This is a genomic window from Mesorhizobium sp. M1273, from assembly GCF_040318195.1.
Taxonomy (GTDB): Bacteria; Pseudomonadota; Alphaproteobacteria; order Rhizobiales; family Rhizobiaceae; genus Mesorhizobium.
Genome location: NZ_JAMYLV010000017.1, coordinates 70,067 through 82,989 on the forward strand (window position 1 = coordinate 70,067; position 12,923 = coordinate 82,989).

The window sequence follows — 12,923 nt, forward strand, 5'->3', positions numbered from 1 at the left end:
AAAACAAAATTTGCCGCTCATTAGCACAATTTGAAACAGCAGGAAGACGATGACCAGCAACGACCCGCTCCTCCAGCCCTATCGGCTCAAGCATCTGATGCTGAAGAACCGGGTGATGTCGACCAGCCATGAGCCGGCCTATTCCGAGGACGGCATGCCGAAGGAACGCTACCGGCTCTACCATGCCGAAAAGGCCAAGGGCGGCATGGCGCTGACCATGACCGCCGGTTCGGCGATCGTCTCGCGCGACAGCCCGGCCGCTTTTGGCAATCTGCATGTCTATGACGACCGCATCGTGCCGTGGCTCGCCGAGCTTACCGATGCCTGCCACGAGCACGATTGCAAGGTGATGATACAGATCACCCATCTCGGCCGCCGCACCGGTTGGAACAAGGCCGACTGGCTGCCCGTGCTGTCGGCTTCGCCGGTGCGCGAACCGGCCCATCGCGCCTTTCCCAAGACTATCGAGGACTGGGATATCGAGCGCATCGTAGCCGACTATGCGGCGGCCGCGCAGCGCTGCCAGGCTGCCGGCCTCGACGGCATCGAGTTCGAAGCCTACGGCCATCTGATGGACGGTTTCTGGTCGCCGGCCACCAACCAGCGCGACGACGATTTCGGCGGCTCGCTCGACAACCGGCTGCGCTTCACCGGAATGGTGCTCGACGCGGTGCGTGCCGCGGTCGGCGAAAAGTTCGTCGTCGGCATCCGCATGGTCGCCGACGAGGATTTCGAGAAAGGCCTGTCGAAACAGGAGGGCGTCGAAATCGCCAGGCGGCTGGCCGGCTCCGGCAAGGTCGATTTCCTCAACATCATCCGTGGCTCGATCGAGACCGATGCGGCGCTGACCAAGGTCATCCCGGTGACCGGCATGCGGTCGTCGCCGCATCTCGACTTTGCCGGCGAGATCAGGGCAGCGACGAAATTCCCGACCTTCCATGCGGCGCGGATTTCCGACGTCGCCACCGCGCGTCACGCCATCGCCACCGGCAAGCTGGACATGGTCGGCATGACGCGCGCCCACATTGCCGACCCGCATATCGTCAAAAAAGTGATGGAGGGCCGCGAGCACGAGATCCGCCCTTGCGTCGGCGCCACCTATTGCCTCGACCGCATCTATGAGGGCGGCGAGGCGCTGTGCATCCACAATGCGGCGACGGGCCGCGAGGCTGATATCCCGCATATTATTCCGAAAACCGAGGGACCGAAGCGGAAGGTGGTCGTCGTCGGCGCCGGCGCCGGCGGGCTGGAGGCAGCGCGCGTCGCCGCCGAGCGCGGGCACCACGTGACGGTGCTGGAAGCATCGAGCCAGGCCGGCGGCCAGGTGCGGCTGGCAACGCAAAACCCGCGCCGCAAGGAATTGATCGGCATCATCGACTGGCGGCTGGCCGAACTCGACCGGCTTGGCGTCGAGATCCGCTACGACAACTGGGCGGAGAAGGACGACGTGCTGGCGCTGTCGCCGGACGTGGTGGTGATCGCCACCGGCGGGCTGCCGCAGAACTCGCCGCTGACGGCGGGCGACAATCTCGTCACCTCGAGCTGGGATATCATGGCCGGCAGCATCAAGCCGGCCGAGAACGTGCTGCTCTATGACGACAATGGCGGCCATCAGGGCATGGGTGCTGCCGAACTGATCGCCAATAGCGGGGCCAGGCTTGAGCTGGTTTCGCCCGAACGCTTCTTCGCCCCGGAAATGGGCGGCATGAATCATGTGCCCTATATGCGTGCCTTCCAGGAAAAGGGGGTCACGGTGACCATCAACACACGGCTACGCTCTGTGCGGCGCGAAGGCAACCAGCTGATCGCCGAGCTCGCCTCCGACTTCGCCGATGGCTGGCGCGGCGAGCGGCGGGTCGACCAGGTGGTGGTCGAGCATGGCACGCTGCCGCTCGACGATCTCTACCTGGCGCTGAAGCCGCTGTCGAAGAACGCCGGCGCGATCGATTACGAAAAACTGGTCAATGGCGGCGACATCTTTCCGGTGCGCAATCCGCAGAGTGGTTTCGTGCTCTTCCGCATCGGCGATGCAGTAGCCTCGCGCAACATCCATGCCGCCATCTATGACGGCATCAGGTTCGGCTTGCGGATCTGAGGAATATTTTGGATTGATTGGTGGCGCGCAGCCGAACCTCCGTACGGAGAGCCACCACGGTACTTTGGTCCGGTCTGCGCGCCGCGCACGCCGCCGGCCATCGCCGGGCACCGTACGATCTTGCGATTGCGGCAGGACGTTCAAAACATCCTGGCGGTGGCCATACAGAACACAGTGATGACCAGCAGGCCGCCAGCGATGCGTTCGCCTTTTGTCATCTTGGCGCGCAACTGGGTTTGCTTCGCCGCATCAGCGCCGGCCAACTGCCTGCTGGCGGAACCCACCAGCGCGCCCTGAACCCCGGCGGCGATTAACGCCGTCAAGATGCCCAGCGCCAAGACCTTCTCCATCGAGCCGAAAGAGCCGTTGTGGAAGAAATACCACAGCAGCAAGCCCGTGAGGAAAACCACGCCGGCTGCGCCCATTTGCGGCCGGAAGAAACGTTCCGCCCTGATCTCCGGTTCGCGGGCGACCGCGATGGTGGTGCCGGCCCAGAACACGCCCGCCATGACGTGAAGGCCGAGGACGATGATGTAGACATATTGCATGACCGCATTTCCTCTCTTGCCCACCGCTAGGCATATTGATAGATATCAAATGATTAGATGTCAACGCATAAGCTCGAGCCGGTTCCATAGGCTTTGCCCTTGTTCTAGTGTCGGATCATGACGCCCTTTGACCGCCCGCCGATCGGGATGAATCTCGCGCGCACCGCCAAGCTGGTTGCGCAGGCTTTCGACGCTGCCTTGGTCGAGGCAGGCGGCACCCTGCCGGTCTGGGTCACGTTGCTGTCGGTCAAGTCGCGGGAGCTGGCCAACCAACGCGAGCTCGCCGGCATGATCGGCATCCGGGGCGCAACGCTGACCCACCACCTCAACGCCATGGAGACGCAGGGCCTGCTGATGCGCCGCCGCGATCCCGAGAACCGCCGGGTTCACCAGGTGGAGCTGACCCAAGCCGGAGAAGCGCTGTTCCTGAAATTGCGCACCGCCGCGTTAGCCTTCGACAAGCGGCTGCGGAAAGGACTGTCCGACGACAGGCTGGCGGAGTTTGCACAGGTGCTGGCTGCGCTGCGGGCCAATGTCGAGGGTTAGAAATTAGGATAGGAAACGCCATGCGCGAAATTTCGCTGAAGGATGCCGGGGCTACACTCTCGGCGCTGCTCGATCAGGTCGTCGCGGGAGAACCGGCCATCATCACCCGGCACGGCCGCAAGCAGGCGGTCATTTTGTCGTTTCAGGACTACGAAAGACTGGCGCGTGTGCCCAGCTTTGGACAATTGCTGGCAGGATTTCCCGGTGATGAGGATGACCTTCCGCCTCGGCAGATCAGGTCGGTTCGCAAGTCCGAACCATGACGGATCTACGCCCGGCAGCCCTGCAGCACTGCAGCACTGTCAGCCTGGCCTTCTTGGGCGTTCGCGCCACCAGCCATTCGCGCACGCTGTCCGGCGGCATCGGGAAAGCGATGGAATAGCCTTGCACCTGGTCGCAGCCGATCGCCATCAGCGAGTCGAGCTCGGCTTCGGTTTCGGCGCCCTCGGCGACGATCGAGATGCCGAGACCGCGGGCGAGCTCGGTGAGGGCACGCACGATCTTGGTGTTGCCGCTGTTCTCGTTGATGTTCTGGACGAAACGGCGGTCGATCTTGAGCCGATCGATCTCGTTTGGATTGACATGGCTGAGCGATGCGTAGCCGGTGCCGAAATCATCGAGCTCAAGATGGATGCCGGCGGCGCGAATGTGCCGCAGCTTTGCCGCGATACCGGTCTTCTCGTCGTCGAGGATGACGGATTCGACGATCTCCAGCGACAGTTTGTGCGCTGGCAGGCCAGCCCTCTCCAGCATGTCGAACAGGAAGACTTCGAAATCTGTCTCGCGCAGCTCCGAGCCGGATACATTGACGGCGATCCGTCCGAAGGCGATGCCTGCGCGGTTCCATTCGGCTGCTTCGTCGATCGCCTTGGCAATGACGATGCGGCCGATCTCGGGCATGAGACCGCATTTTTCCGCGATCGGAATGAACTCGCCCGGCGCGATCATGCCGCGCTCGGCATGTCTCCAGCGAACCAGAGCCTCGATGCCGCTGATGCCGCCGTCCGACAGCGACACTTGCGGCTGGAAATAGACTTCGAACGCCTTCTCCGAGATGGCGGTCCTGATGTCGAGCTCGAGCTGCTTGCGATAATCGAGTTCGTGCCTCAGCTCCTCGGAGAAGAACGACAAGCTGCCGCCGCCCTGCTTCTTGGCGGAATACAGCGCCAGATCGGCATGGACGAGCAGATCCTGCGCATTGTCGGCGTCGACAGGGTAGACCGCAATCCCGGCACTTACGCCCGGATGGATTGTCGTGCCTCGAAAGACGATCGGCTTGTTGAGCTTGGTCAGGATGCGCCGGGCGACGGTATCGATGTCCTCGGTGCTGCCGGCGCCGTTGAGAATCATGACAAATTCATCGCCGCCGAGCCGCACGTTGAGATCCGACGTACGGCACGAATCACGCATGCGCTGCGCAGCCGCCACCAGCACATAATCGCCGGCGGCGTGGCCGAACGTGTCGTTGATCTGCTTGAACCGGTCGAGATCGAACTGCACCACGGCAACCCGTTCACGCCGTCGCTGCGCGGCATTGATCAGCGTATCGAAATGCTCGGTCAAGAAGGTGCGGTTGTGCAGGCCGGTCAGCCCGTCATGCACGGCGATAAAGGCCATGGAATTGCGCGCATCGACCAGCTCGCGCGTCCTGCGCAGGATAGCATTCGACATTGGCCTGAAAATGAAAAGCGCCACCAGCACGATGACGCCGATGGTCGAGTAGAACAATGTGCGGTTAAGATCGAGAAGTGTTTCGGATCGCTGGTCTGCAAAGGCGCTGATGCGCTGGCCAAGTGCGGCATAGCCCGACAATGTTGCGTTGGCAACGGAAGCGTTCAGGTTGACGCGCTCCTCTCCGCCTTTGTAGCCACCATTGCCGGCCATGTTGAGCCGCGATTCGAATGACGAGATCAGGCGTTCGCCGTTGGCGATAAGCCCGACCGAGAAATAGTCGAGATGGTACGGCTTGGCGAAAAGCACGCTCTCGATCGATTTCGGATCGAACCTTGCCGGCGACGCCGGATCGGCGGCGGTCCGTTCGAGCAGCAGATCGTAGTTCTTCTCGAACTCCACCGTCGCTTGCTTGAGCGCGCTAACCAGGGCCGGCTGCTGGTCGCGTGAGGCGGTACCGGTGGCGCCGGCAAGGAAGACGATGCGCTGCGATAGGGCTTTTTGTGTGCTGACCACATCGAGCAGTGCCTGGTTGTGCTGCTGGGCCGCCATCATCTGCTGCAGCAGGATGAAGGAGGCCACGACCATGGCGGCGATGATCAGCAGAGCCAGCCAGTAGCCGGATTTGATCAGGAGTATGAGCCTGCCCGAAACGGCGTGCACCGGCTGCTGTGACATTTTCTGAGGCGGCCCTCTCGCCAACGAATTCTTGTGCGACAACCTTTGGCTTCAAAGTGTTAACAGGTTTGGGACGGCAGCATGCCGGCGGCGGCGACCGTGGCGGGAAACCCGCAAAGTGGTTATTGCAATCTTTCGCGGCGCCTCCGCATTTGAACATCGTGGCCTCTGCCGTGCCATTGCCGCCACCGAAGCGGTCGCTTTTGCGATGGATTTTTCGTCCGCGCGGCGCGACAGTCCTCATCGATCTCAACAGGGCCTGATCATGACCGAAGCATTCCTTTCCCACATCGACAGCGAGCTTGAAGGACTGAAATCGGCCGGCCTTTACAAATCCGAACGGGTGATAACCTCGACCCAATCGGCCGAGATCGAGGTCGGCGGCGAGAAGGTGCTGAATTTCTGCGCCAACAATTATCTCGGCCTCGCCGACAGCGCCGAACTGCGCGAGGCGGCCAAGCAGGCGCTCGACCGGTACGGCTACGGCATGGCATCGGTGCGCTTCATCTGCGGCACGCAGGAAGAACACAAGCAGCTCGAGGCGACCATTTCTGACTTCCTCGGCATGGAGGACACCATCCTCTACGGCTCCTGCTTCGACGCCAATGGCGGCCTGTTCGAGACGCTGCTCGGCGAGGAGGATGCGGTCATCTCCGATGCGCTGAACCACGCCTCGATCATCGACGGGGTACGGCTGTCGAAGGCAAAGCGCTTCCGCTACGCCAACAACGACATGGCCGATCTGGAGGCGCGGTTGAAAGAGGCGAGCGACTGCCGGTTCCGGCTGATCGCCACCGATGGCGTGTTCTCGATGGATGGCATCATCGCCAATCTGAAGGGCGTCTGCGACCTCGCCGACAAATACGATGCGATGGTGATGGTCGACGACAGCCATGCAGTTGGTTTCGTCGGCAGGAACGGCCGCGGCTCGGCCGAACATTGCGGCGTCGAGGGCAGGGTGGACATCATCACCGGCACGCTTGGCAAGGCGTTGGGCGGCGCGTCGGGCGGCTACACTTCGGGCAGGAAGCAGGTAGTCGACTGGCTGCGCCAGCGCTCGCGCCCCTATCTGTTTTCCAACACGCTGATGCCGGCGATCGCCGGCGCCTCGATCCGGGTTTTCGAGCTGATCGGCAATGGCGATGCGTTGCGTCAGCGCCTATATGCCAATGCAGCGCGGTTTCGCTCCGAGATGGGAAAGCTCGGCTTTACACTGGCCGGCGCCGATCATCCGATCATCCCGGTGATGCTGGGCGACGCGACGCTGGCGCAGGAGATGGCGGCGCGGATGCTGAAGCGCGGCATCTACGTCATCGGCTTCTCCTTCCCGGTGGTGCCGAAAGGCCAGGCGCGCATTCGCACGCAGATGTCGGCCGCCCATTCCGGCGCCGACATCGACCGCGCAGTTGAGGCGTTCGCCGCAGTCGGTCGCGAACTCGGCGTGATTTCCTGAGCGGCCGGATCAAGAGATTCAAGCGACTAAGGTTCTGGGGACAAAAGAATGTCGAACATGATGAAGGCGCTGGTCAAAGCCAAGGCCGAGCCGGGCATCTGGATGGAAGAAGTGCCGGTGCCGGAAATCGGTCCGAACGACGTGCTGATCAAGATCAGGAAGACGGCGATCTGCGGCACCGACGTACACATCTACAATTGGGACCAGTGGGCGCAAAAGACCGTGCCGGTGCCGATGGTAACCGGCCACGAATTCGTCGGAACCGTCGCCGATTTCGGCACGGCGGTGACCGAGTACAAACTCGGCCAGCGGGTTTCCGGAGAAGGCCATATCGTCTGCGGCCATTGCCGCAACTGCCGGGCGGGCAGGGGGCATCTGTGCCGCAACACGCTCGGCGTCGGCGTCAACCGGCCGGGCGCCTTTGGCGAATACCTTGCGATCCCGCAGCACAATGTCGTGCCCATCCCCGACGATGTGCCGGAAGAGATCGCCGCGATATTCGATCCCCTGGGCAATGCCGTCCACACGGCCTTGTCTTTCGATCTGGTCGGCGAGGACGTGCTGGTCACCGGCGCCGGGCCGATCGGCATCATGGGTGCACTGGTGGCGCAGTGCGTCGGCGCGCGAAAAGTGGTCATCACCGACATCAACCCGGTGCGCCTGGCACTGGCGAAAAAGCTCGGCGTCCAGCATGTCGTCGATGCGTCGAAGGAAAAGCTGCGCGACGTCATGCCGGCGCTCGGCATGACCGAGGGTTTTGACGTCGGCCTCGAAATGTCGGGTGCCGCACCTGCCTTCCGCGACATGATCGACACCATGAACAATGGCGGCAAGATCGCCATTCTCGGCATCGCGCCGACCGGCTTCGAGATCGACTGGAACAAGGTCATCTTCAAGATGCTGCATCTGAAAGGCATCTACGGCCGCGAGATGTTCGAGACCTGGTACAAGATGATCGCGCTGGTGCAGGGTCCTCTCGACGTCAGCGGCCTGATCACCCACCGCATCGGCATCGACGACTATATTTCCGGCTTCGAAGCGATGAAGAGCGGCAATTCCGGCAAGGTGGTGATGGATTGGTGAGGCATATAGCGGTGCAAGATGGCGGATAGTGAGCACGGTCGCATCATTGCCTCGCAGGCAAAGATCGGACTGAAGCCCGCCGGATTTCAACGCAAAGGGAAGTCTCGAATCTGGATCGCCGATCGCGGCTTCTGGCTAAGTGTAGTCGAGTTCCAGCCCAGCTCTTGGTCCAAAGGCACTTACCTTAACGTAGCAGTCCACTGGCTCTGGGGTTCGCTCCCTGAAACAGTTACCTTCGATCGTCCTCAGCGCATTGGACAGTTCGTTCCGTTCGAGAGCCCGGCACAGTTTCTGCTCGCGGTTGATCAAATGGCCAAGAAGGCCGTCGAAATCGATCGGGTTCACCGATCAATGTTCCCTTCCGTGCAGGCGACAGCGACAATCCTCGTGAATGAATTGCAGCCGGGCGCCTACGGCGAGTGGGCGGCCTTCCACGCCGGGGTGGCGGCCGGTTTGGCTGGTGATTTTGAAACGGCAAGGCGGCTGTTTGAAAGCGCTCAGAGACATGCGGCTTCGCAGGCGCAGCTTCTCTTGGGCTACATCGATGATCCGATAGCATTTCGAAGCCGTGTCAGAGGCTTCATTGTAGCCGAACGCGCCTACTACGGTCTAGGAGCGTTACCTGCCGCAATAGCGATCTGATTTCTACGACGGTCAAACCCATGGAGGATTTCAACCCACTGTGAGTTTTGCCTCCAGCGCCGCTACCCCACTGACAATCGCCGCCCGCTCTTCCGCACCAAGCCTCTCCAGCAGCTCCCGCTCGAACTCCTTCGCCAGCGGCACCATTTCGCGATAGGCGGCAAGCCCCGCTTTGGTCAGCGTCAGATGCTCGACGCGACGGTCTTTCTCGTCTGGCGTGCGGGTCAGCCAGCGGCGCCGCTCGAGTTCGGCGACCGCGCGCGAAACCTTGGTCTTGTGCATGGCCGATTGCTCGCCGAGCGCCGTCGCCGTCATCGTGCCGTGCTGTCCAAGTCCCGCAAGCGTGCGCCATTCGGGCCGGGTCAGGCCGTGGCGGTCCTTGTATATCCTTGAGAATTCGCGGCTGACGGCATCGGCAAGCCGATAGAGCCGGTAAGGCAGGAAGGATTCCAGCTCGAGGATTTCCATGGTTGGCCCTGACTGGGCATGCTGGCGGCTCATGCCGAAATCACCGTTGATGGTTACATTTTCAATGGTTACAAATGAAACCGGTATGGTCAACTCGGAGCATCTTTGCGGATGCGCAAACGATGCTCCGAGACCATGAATTCGGGAGGATTCCATGGCCTATTCCTACATGCCGGGTTTCGGCAACGACTTCGAGACCGAGACTCTGCCGGGCTCGCTGCCGCAAGGCCGAAACTCGCCGCAGCGGCCGGCCTACGGCCTCTATGCCGAGCAGCTTTCGGGCTCTCCTTTCACCGCGCCGCGCGGCACCAATGAGCGCTCCTGGCTTTATCGGATAAGGCCGAGCGTCAGGCACACCGGTCGCTTCAAAGCGGCGAATTATCCGCTTTGGAAAAGCGCGCCGAACGTCGGCGACCATCAGCTCGCACTCGGCCAGTATCGCTGGAGCCCCGTGCCGATGCCGAAGGAACCGACCGATTTCATCGCCGGCATGCGCTCGATCACCACCGCCGGCGACGTGCTCGGCCAGACCGGCATGGCGGCACACGTCTATGTCGCCAATCGCTCGATGGTCGACGATCATTTCTTCAACGCCGACGGCGAGTTGCTGGTCGTGCCCCAGGTTGGAGCCTTGCGCTTCGTCACCGAGATGGGTGTTATCGAACTCAGGCCGGGCGAGATTGCCGTGCTGCCGCGCGGCCTGGTGTTCAAGGTCGAACTGGTCGATCCGCAAGTGCGCGGCTATGTCTGCGAAAATTACGGCGCCAAGCTGACGCTGCCGGATCGCGGCCCGATCGGCGCCAATTGCCTGGCCAATCCGCGCGATTTCAAGACGCCCTGCGCCTGGTTCGAGGACAAGGACACGCCCTGTCGGCTGATCGCGAAATGGTGTGGCCAGTTCCATGTCACCGAAATCGACCATTCGCCGCTGGATGTGGTGGCGTGGCACGGCAATTATTCGCCCTACAAATATGATCTTGCGACCTTTTCGCCGGTCGGCGCAATCCTGTTCGACCACCCCGATCCGTCGATCTTCACCGTGCTGACCGCGCCGAGCGGCGAGGAAGGCACCGCCAATATCGATTTCGTCATCTTCCCGCCGCGCTGGCTTGTGGCGGAAAACACTTTCCGCCCGCCCTGGTATCACCGCAACATCATGAGCGAGTTCATGGGCCTGATTCATGGTCAGTACGATGCCAAGGAAGAGGGCTTCGTGCCCGGCGGCATCAGCCTGCACAACATGATGCTGGCTCACGGACCCGATGCGTCTGGCTTCGAAAAAGCCTCGCGAGCGGAGCTGAAACCGGTCAAGCTCGACAACACCATGGCCTTCATGTTCGAGACACGCTTTCCGCAGATGGTGACCCGCTATGGCGCCGAGCTCGAAACCCGGCAGGACAATTACATCGACTGCTGGGCCGGCCTGAAGAAGCGCTTCAACGGCACGCCAGAGGGCGACTGGTCTTGAGCGCCGTCGTATGACGGATCGTCTGGTGCTTCTGGGTTCGAAGGGTGGCCCGGCGCTGCGGCCGGGCGGCCCGTGGCCGAGTTCGTCGCTGCTGGAGATTGGCGGCCGCACCATCGTCGTCGATTGCGGGCTGGGCGTAACGCGCGGGCTGACCGATGCCGGCATCAGCCTGAAGGCGCTCGACCTGATCTTCATCACGCATTTGCACTCCGACCATGTTCTGGAACTCGGACCTCTCATCCACACCGCCTGGACCGCCGGCCTGGCGGCGCCCGTCACTTTGTTCGGCCCGCCCGGCATCGGCCATTATTGGCAGCGCTTTTGCCAGGCGATGGAGTTCGACATCGAGATCCGCATCGCCGATGAAGGCAGGCCGGATCTCCGCGACCTGGTCTCGATCGTCGAATTTGGTGAAGGCCAGGTGGCCGAAGAGCGCGGTCTCAAAATATCGGCGCTGCGTGTCGACCACCCGCCGGTGACGGACTGCTTTGCGCTGCGCTTCGATCATGCGGGGCAAGGCATCGTCTTTTCGTCGGATACGGCGTTCTTTCCGCCATTGGCGGATTTCGCCGAGGGCGCCGACATTCTGGTCCACGAGGCCATGCTGGAAGAAGGCATCGAGCGGCTGGTCGCGAAGACCGGCAACGGCGCAAGGCTGAGGGAACACCTGCTTGCCAGCCATAGCTTTGCCGAAGAGGCGGGCCGCATTGCTAGTGATGCCAAAGTCAAAAGGCTAGTCGTCAACCACCTCATTCCGGCCGACGATCCCGAGATCGGCGAGGCCGACTGGATTGCCGCCGTCAGGAAAACATGGGCCGGCGACTTGACGATCGCCCGCGACGGCCTTGTTGTGAGGCTGGAGCATGATCCCGAAAAGTGGGAACCGGTTTTCGGAAGAGATCATGCGTAGAACAAAAAATCAAAGCAGCGCCAAAGCTGCGCCAGGAGAGGAAACCGCATGAAGCTTGCCACATTGAAGGACGGGACGCGCGATGGAAAGCTCGTCGTCGTCTCGCGCGACCTGACGCGGTTTACCGATGCTTCGTTCCTGGTGCGCACGCTGCAGGCCGCACTCGACGACTGGCATCGCATCGCCCCGCATCTCGCTGCGATGGCCGAATCGCTGGAGAATAATGCGGTGCCGTCCGCCCGCTTTCACGAGCACGACGCCCATTCGCCGCTGCCGCGGGCCTATCAATGGGCTGACGGCTCGGCCTATGTGAACCACGTCGAACTGGTGCGAAAGGCGCGCGGCGTCGAGATGCCGCCAAGCTTCTGGACCGACCCGCTGATCTACCAGGGCGGCTCAGACTCCTTTCTCGCACCGCGCGACCCGATCCGGATGGCCGACGAGGCCTTGGGCATCGATATGGAAGGAGAGGTCGCGGTCATAATCGACGATGTGCCGATGGGCGCAAGCCTCGACGAGGCGAGGGCGGCGATCCGGCTGGTCTTGCTGGTCAACGACGTGACGCTGCGCGGCCTCACCGCACCTGAACTCGCCAAGGGGTTCGGTTTCTTCCAGTCGAAACCGTCATCGGCCTTTTCGCCGGTTGCGGTGACGCCGGACGAGCTGGGCGATGCCTGGGACGGCGGCAAGGTCAGCCTGCCGCTGCTGGTCGATCTCAACGGCAAACCGTTCGGCCGGGCGAACGCCGGCATCGACATGACCTTCGACTTTCCGGCGCTGATTGTTCACGCCGCAAAAACGCGGCCGCTGGCCGCCGGCACCATTATCGGTTCGGGCACCGTCTCCAACAAGCTCGACGGCGGGCCGGGCAAGCCTGTCTCGGCGGGCGGCGCCGGCTACTCTTGCATCGCCGAGTTGCGCATGATCGAGACCATCGAAGCCGGCGAACCGAAAACGCCGTTCCTGCGCTTTGGCGATAGCGTGCGCATCGAGATGAAGGACAGGGGCGGGCATTCGATCTTCGGCGCCATCGAGCAGAAGGTCGAGCGGTACGAGGGGGCAAGAGCATGACGGGCGAGACATTCTATCTGCTGTGCGGTGTCTGGGCCCTTGTCATGCTGGCGATCTTCATCCGGGCGATCCGCCTGAGCTATTGCATCGAGGCGCGCTCGCCCGGCCTGACCAACCGCAGCGGCTTTCCGCGCAAGGCGATGATGTTTCACACCGTCACCAACACGAATGTCGCGCTGGACCAGGAAACGCAAGCCATGCGGCGGCGCATGATCGGGCTGCTGCTGATTGTTTTGGCTGGGTTTGCGCTTCTATGGGCGGGTGTGTCGCTATTCCGGGTCGCGCCGTGA

At 62.2% G+C, this 12,923-nt stretch carries 13 protein-coding genes; 10 read left to right on the forward strand and 3 right to left on the reverse strand.

The window, feature by feature from the left end:
- Positions 1–49 precede the first annotated feature (49 nt).
- Positions 50–2,095, forward strand: a complete 2,046-nt coding sequence (locus tag NKH30_RS19220; RefSeq protein ID WP_352996604.1) for an oxidoreductase — start codon at positions 50–52, stop codon at positions 2,093–2,095.
- Positions 2,096–2,235: 140 nt separating this feature from the next.
- On the opposite strand, the gene NKH30_RS19225 is transcribed toward NKH30_RS19220, so the two are convergent.
- On the reverse strand, positions 2,236–2,643 hold the full coding sequence (locus tag NKH30_RS19225) for a hypothetical protein (RefSeq protein WP_023674396.1): 408 nt from the start codon (positions 2,641–2,643) through the stop codon (positions 2,236–2,238).
- Positions 2,644–2,760: 117 nt separating this feature from the next.
- On the opposite strand from NKH30_RS19225, the gene NKH30_RS19230 reads away from it, so the two are divergent.
- Entirely contained in the window at positions 2,761–3,189 is a 429-nt protein-coding gene (locus NKH30_RS19230) for a MarR family winged helix-turn-helix transcriptional regulator (protein ID WP_023674397.1), read from the forward strand.
- A 20-nt stretch (positions 3,190–3,209) separates the two neighbouring features.
- Entirely contained in the window at positions 3,210–3,452 is a 243-nt protein-coding gene (locus NKH30_RS19235; RefSeq protein ID WP_352452273.1) for a type II toxin-antitoxin system Phd/YefM family antitoxin, read from the forward strand.
- On the opposite strand, the gene NKH30_RS19240 is transcribed toward NKH30_RS19235, so the two are convergent.
- Positions 3,424–5,538: a putative bifunctional diguanylate cyclase/phosphodiesterase gene (locus tag NKH30_RS19240; RefSeq protein WP_352996606.1), complete on the reverse strand. Its 2,115-nt coding sequence runs from the start codon at positions 5,536–5,538 to the stop codon at positions 3,424–3,426. The two genes, NKH30_RS19235 and NKH30_RS19240, sit on opposite strands and share 29 nt — an antisense overlap.
- A 265-nt stretch (positions 5,539–5,803) precedes the next feature.
- Here NKH30_RS19240 and NKH30_RS19245 point away from each other — a divergent pair, with 265 nt between their 5' ends.
- The 3 genes from NKH30_RS19245 to NKH30_RS19255 are packed head-to-tail and all read left to right on the forward strand — an operon-like array spanning position 5,804 to position 8,716.
- Positions 5,804–6,991, forward strand: a complete 1,188-nt coding sequence (locus tag NKH30_RS19245; protein WP_352996608.1) for a glycine C-acetyltransferase — start codon at positions 5,804–5,806, stop codon at positions 6,989–6,991.
- 48 nt (positions 6,992–7,039) lie between these two features.
- A complete protein-coding gene (gene tdh / locus NKH30_RS19250) occupies positions 7,040–8,074 on the forward strand; it encodes an L-threonine 3-dehydrogenase (RefSeq protein WP_352996610.1) in 1,035 nt (344 codons plus the stop codon).
- Between the two features lie 18 nt (positions 8,075–8,092).
- A complete protein-coding gene (locus NKH30_RS19255; protein WP_352473634.1) occupies positions 8,093–8,716 on the forward strand; it encodes a DUF4304 domain-containing protein in 624 nt (207 codons plus the stop codon).
- 30 nt (positions 8,717–8,746) lie between these two features.
- On the opposite strand, the gene NKH30_RS19260 is transcribed toward NKH30_RS19255, so the two are convergent.
- Positions 8,747–9,184 (reverse strand): MarR family winged helix-turn-helix transcriptional regulator, encoded by a 438-nt coding sequence (locus NKH30_RS19260; protein ID WP_352473669.1) that lies wholly within the window; start codon positions 9,182–9,184, stop codon positions 8,747–8,749.
- A 154-nt stretch (positions 9,185–9,338) separates the two neighbouring features.
- Here NKH30_RS19260 and hmgA point away from each other — a divergent pair, with 154 nt between their 5' ends.
- From hmgA to NKH30_RS19280, 4 genes are read left to right on the forward strand one after another with little or no spacing between them, the layout of a single operon-like run.
- Positions 9,339–10,652 carry a homogentisate 1,2-dioxygenase gene (hmgA, locus tag NKH30_RS19265; protein ID WP_352501450.1) on the forward strand — a complete coding sequence of 438 codons (1,314 nt, stop codon included), beginning with the start codon at positions 9,339–9,341 and terminating at the stop codon, positions 10,650–10,652.
- Between the two features lie 10 nt (positions 10,653–10,662).
- The gene (locus NKH30_RS19270; RefSeq protein WP_352996612.1) at positions 10,663–11,562 is read left to right on the forward strand and encodes an MBL fold metallo-hydrolase; all 900 of its coding nucleotides are present in this window, start codon (positions 10,663–10,665) and stop codon (positions 11,560–11,562) included.
- A gap of 48 nt (positions 11,563–11,610) precedes the next feature.
- A complete protein-coding gene (locus NKH30_RS19275; protein WP_352996614.1) occupies positions 11,611–12,633 on the forward strand; it encodes a fumarylacetoacetate hydrolase family protein in 1,023 nt (340 codons plus the stop codon).
- Entirely contained in the window at positions 12,630–12,923 is a 294-nt protein-coding gene (locus NKH30_RS19280; protein WP_352774959.1) for a hypothetical protein, read from the forward strand. The genes NKH30_RS19275 and NKH30_RS19280 overlap by 4 nt, the downstream gene beginning before the upstream one ends.

Coding starts and splice junctions, on each gene's coding strand:
- NKH30_RS19220 (WP_352996604.1), top strand. CDS start 50: ATGACCAGCAACGACCCGCTCCTCCAGCCCTATCGGCTCAAGCATCTG.
- NKH30_RS19225 (WP_023674396.1), bottom strand. CDS start 2,643: ATGCAATATGTCTACATCATCGTCCTCGGCCTTCACGTCATGGCGGGC.
- NKH30_RS19230 (WP_023674397.1), top strand. CDS start 2,761: ATGACGCCCTTTGACCGCCCGCCGATCGGGATGAATCTCGCGCGCACC.
- NKH30_RS19235 (WP_352452273.1), top strand. CDS start 3,210: ATGCGCGAAATTTCGCTGAAGGATGCCGGGGCTACACTCTCGGCGCTG.
- NKH30_RS19240 (WP_352996606.1), bottom strand. CDS start 5,538: ATGTCACAGCAGCCGGTGCACGCCGTTTCGGGCAGGCTCATACTCCTG.
- NKH30_RS19245 (WP_352996608.1), top strand. CDS start 5,804: ATGACCGAAGCATTCCTTTCCCACATCGACAGCGAGCTTGAAGGACTG.
- tdh (WP_352996610.1), top strand. CDS start 7,040: ATGTCGAACATGATGAAGGCGCTGGTCAAAGCCAAGGCCGAGCCGGGC.
- NKH30_RS19255 (WP_352473634.1), top strand. CDS start 8,093: ATGGCGGATAGTGAGCACGGTCGCATCATTGCCTCGCAGGCAAAGATC.
- NKH30_RS19260 (WP_352473669.1), bottom strand. CDS start 9,184: ATGGAAATCCTCGAGCTGGAATCCTTCCTGCCTTACCGGCTCTATCGG.
- hmgA (WP_352501450.1), top strand. CDS start 9,339: ATGGCCTATTCCTACATGCCGGGTTTCGGCAACGACTTCGAGACCGAG.
- NKH30_RS19270 (WP_352996612.1), top strand. CDS start 10,663: ATGACGGATCGTCTGGTGCTTCTGGGTTCGAAGGGTGGCCCGGCGCTG.
- NKH30_RS19275 (WP_352996614.1), top strand. CDS start 11,611: ATGAAGCTTGCCACATTGAAGGACGGGACGCGCGATGGAAAGCTCGTC.
- NKH30_RS19280 (WP_352774959.1), top strand. CDS start 12,630: ATGACGGGCGAGACATTCTATCTGCTGTGCGGTGTCTGGGCCCTTGTC.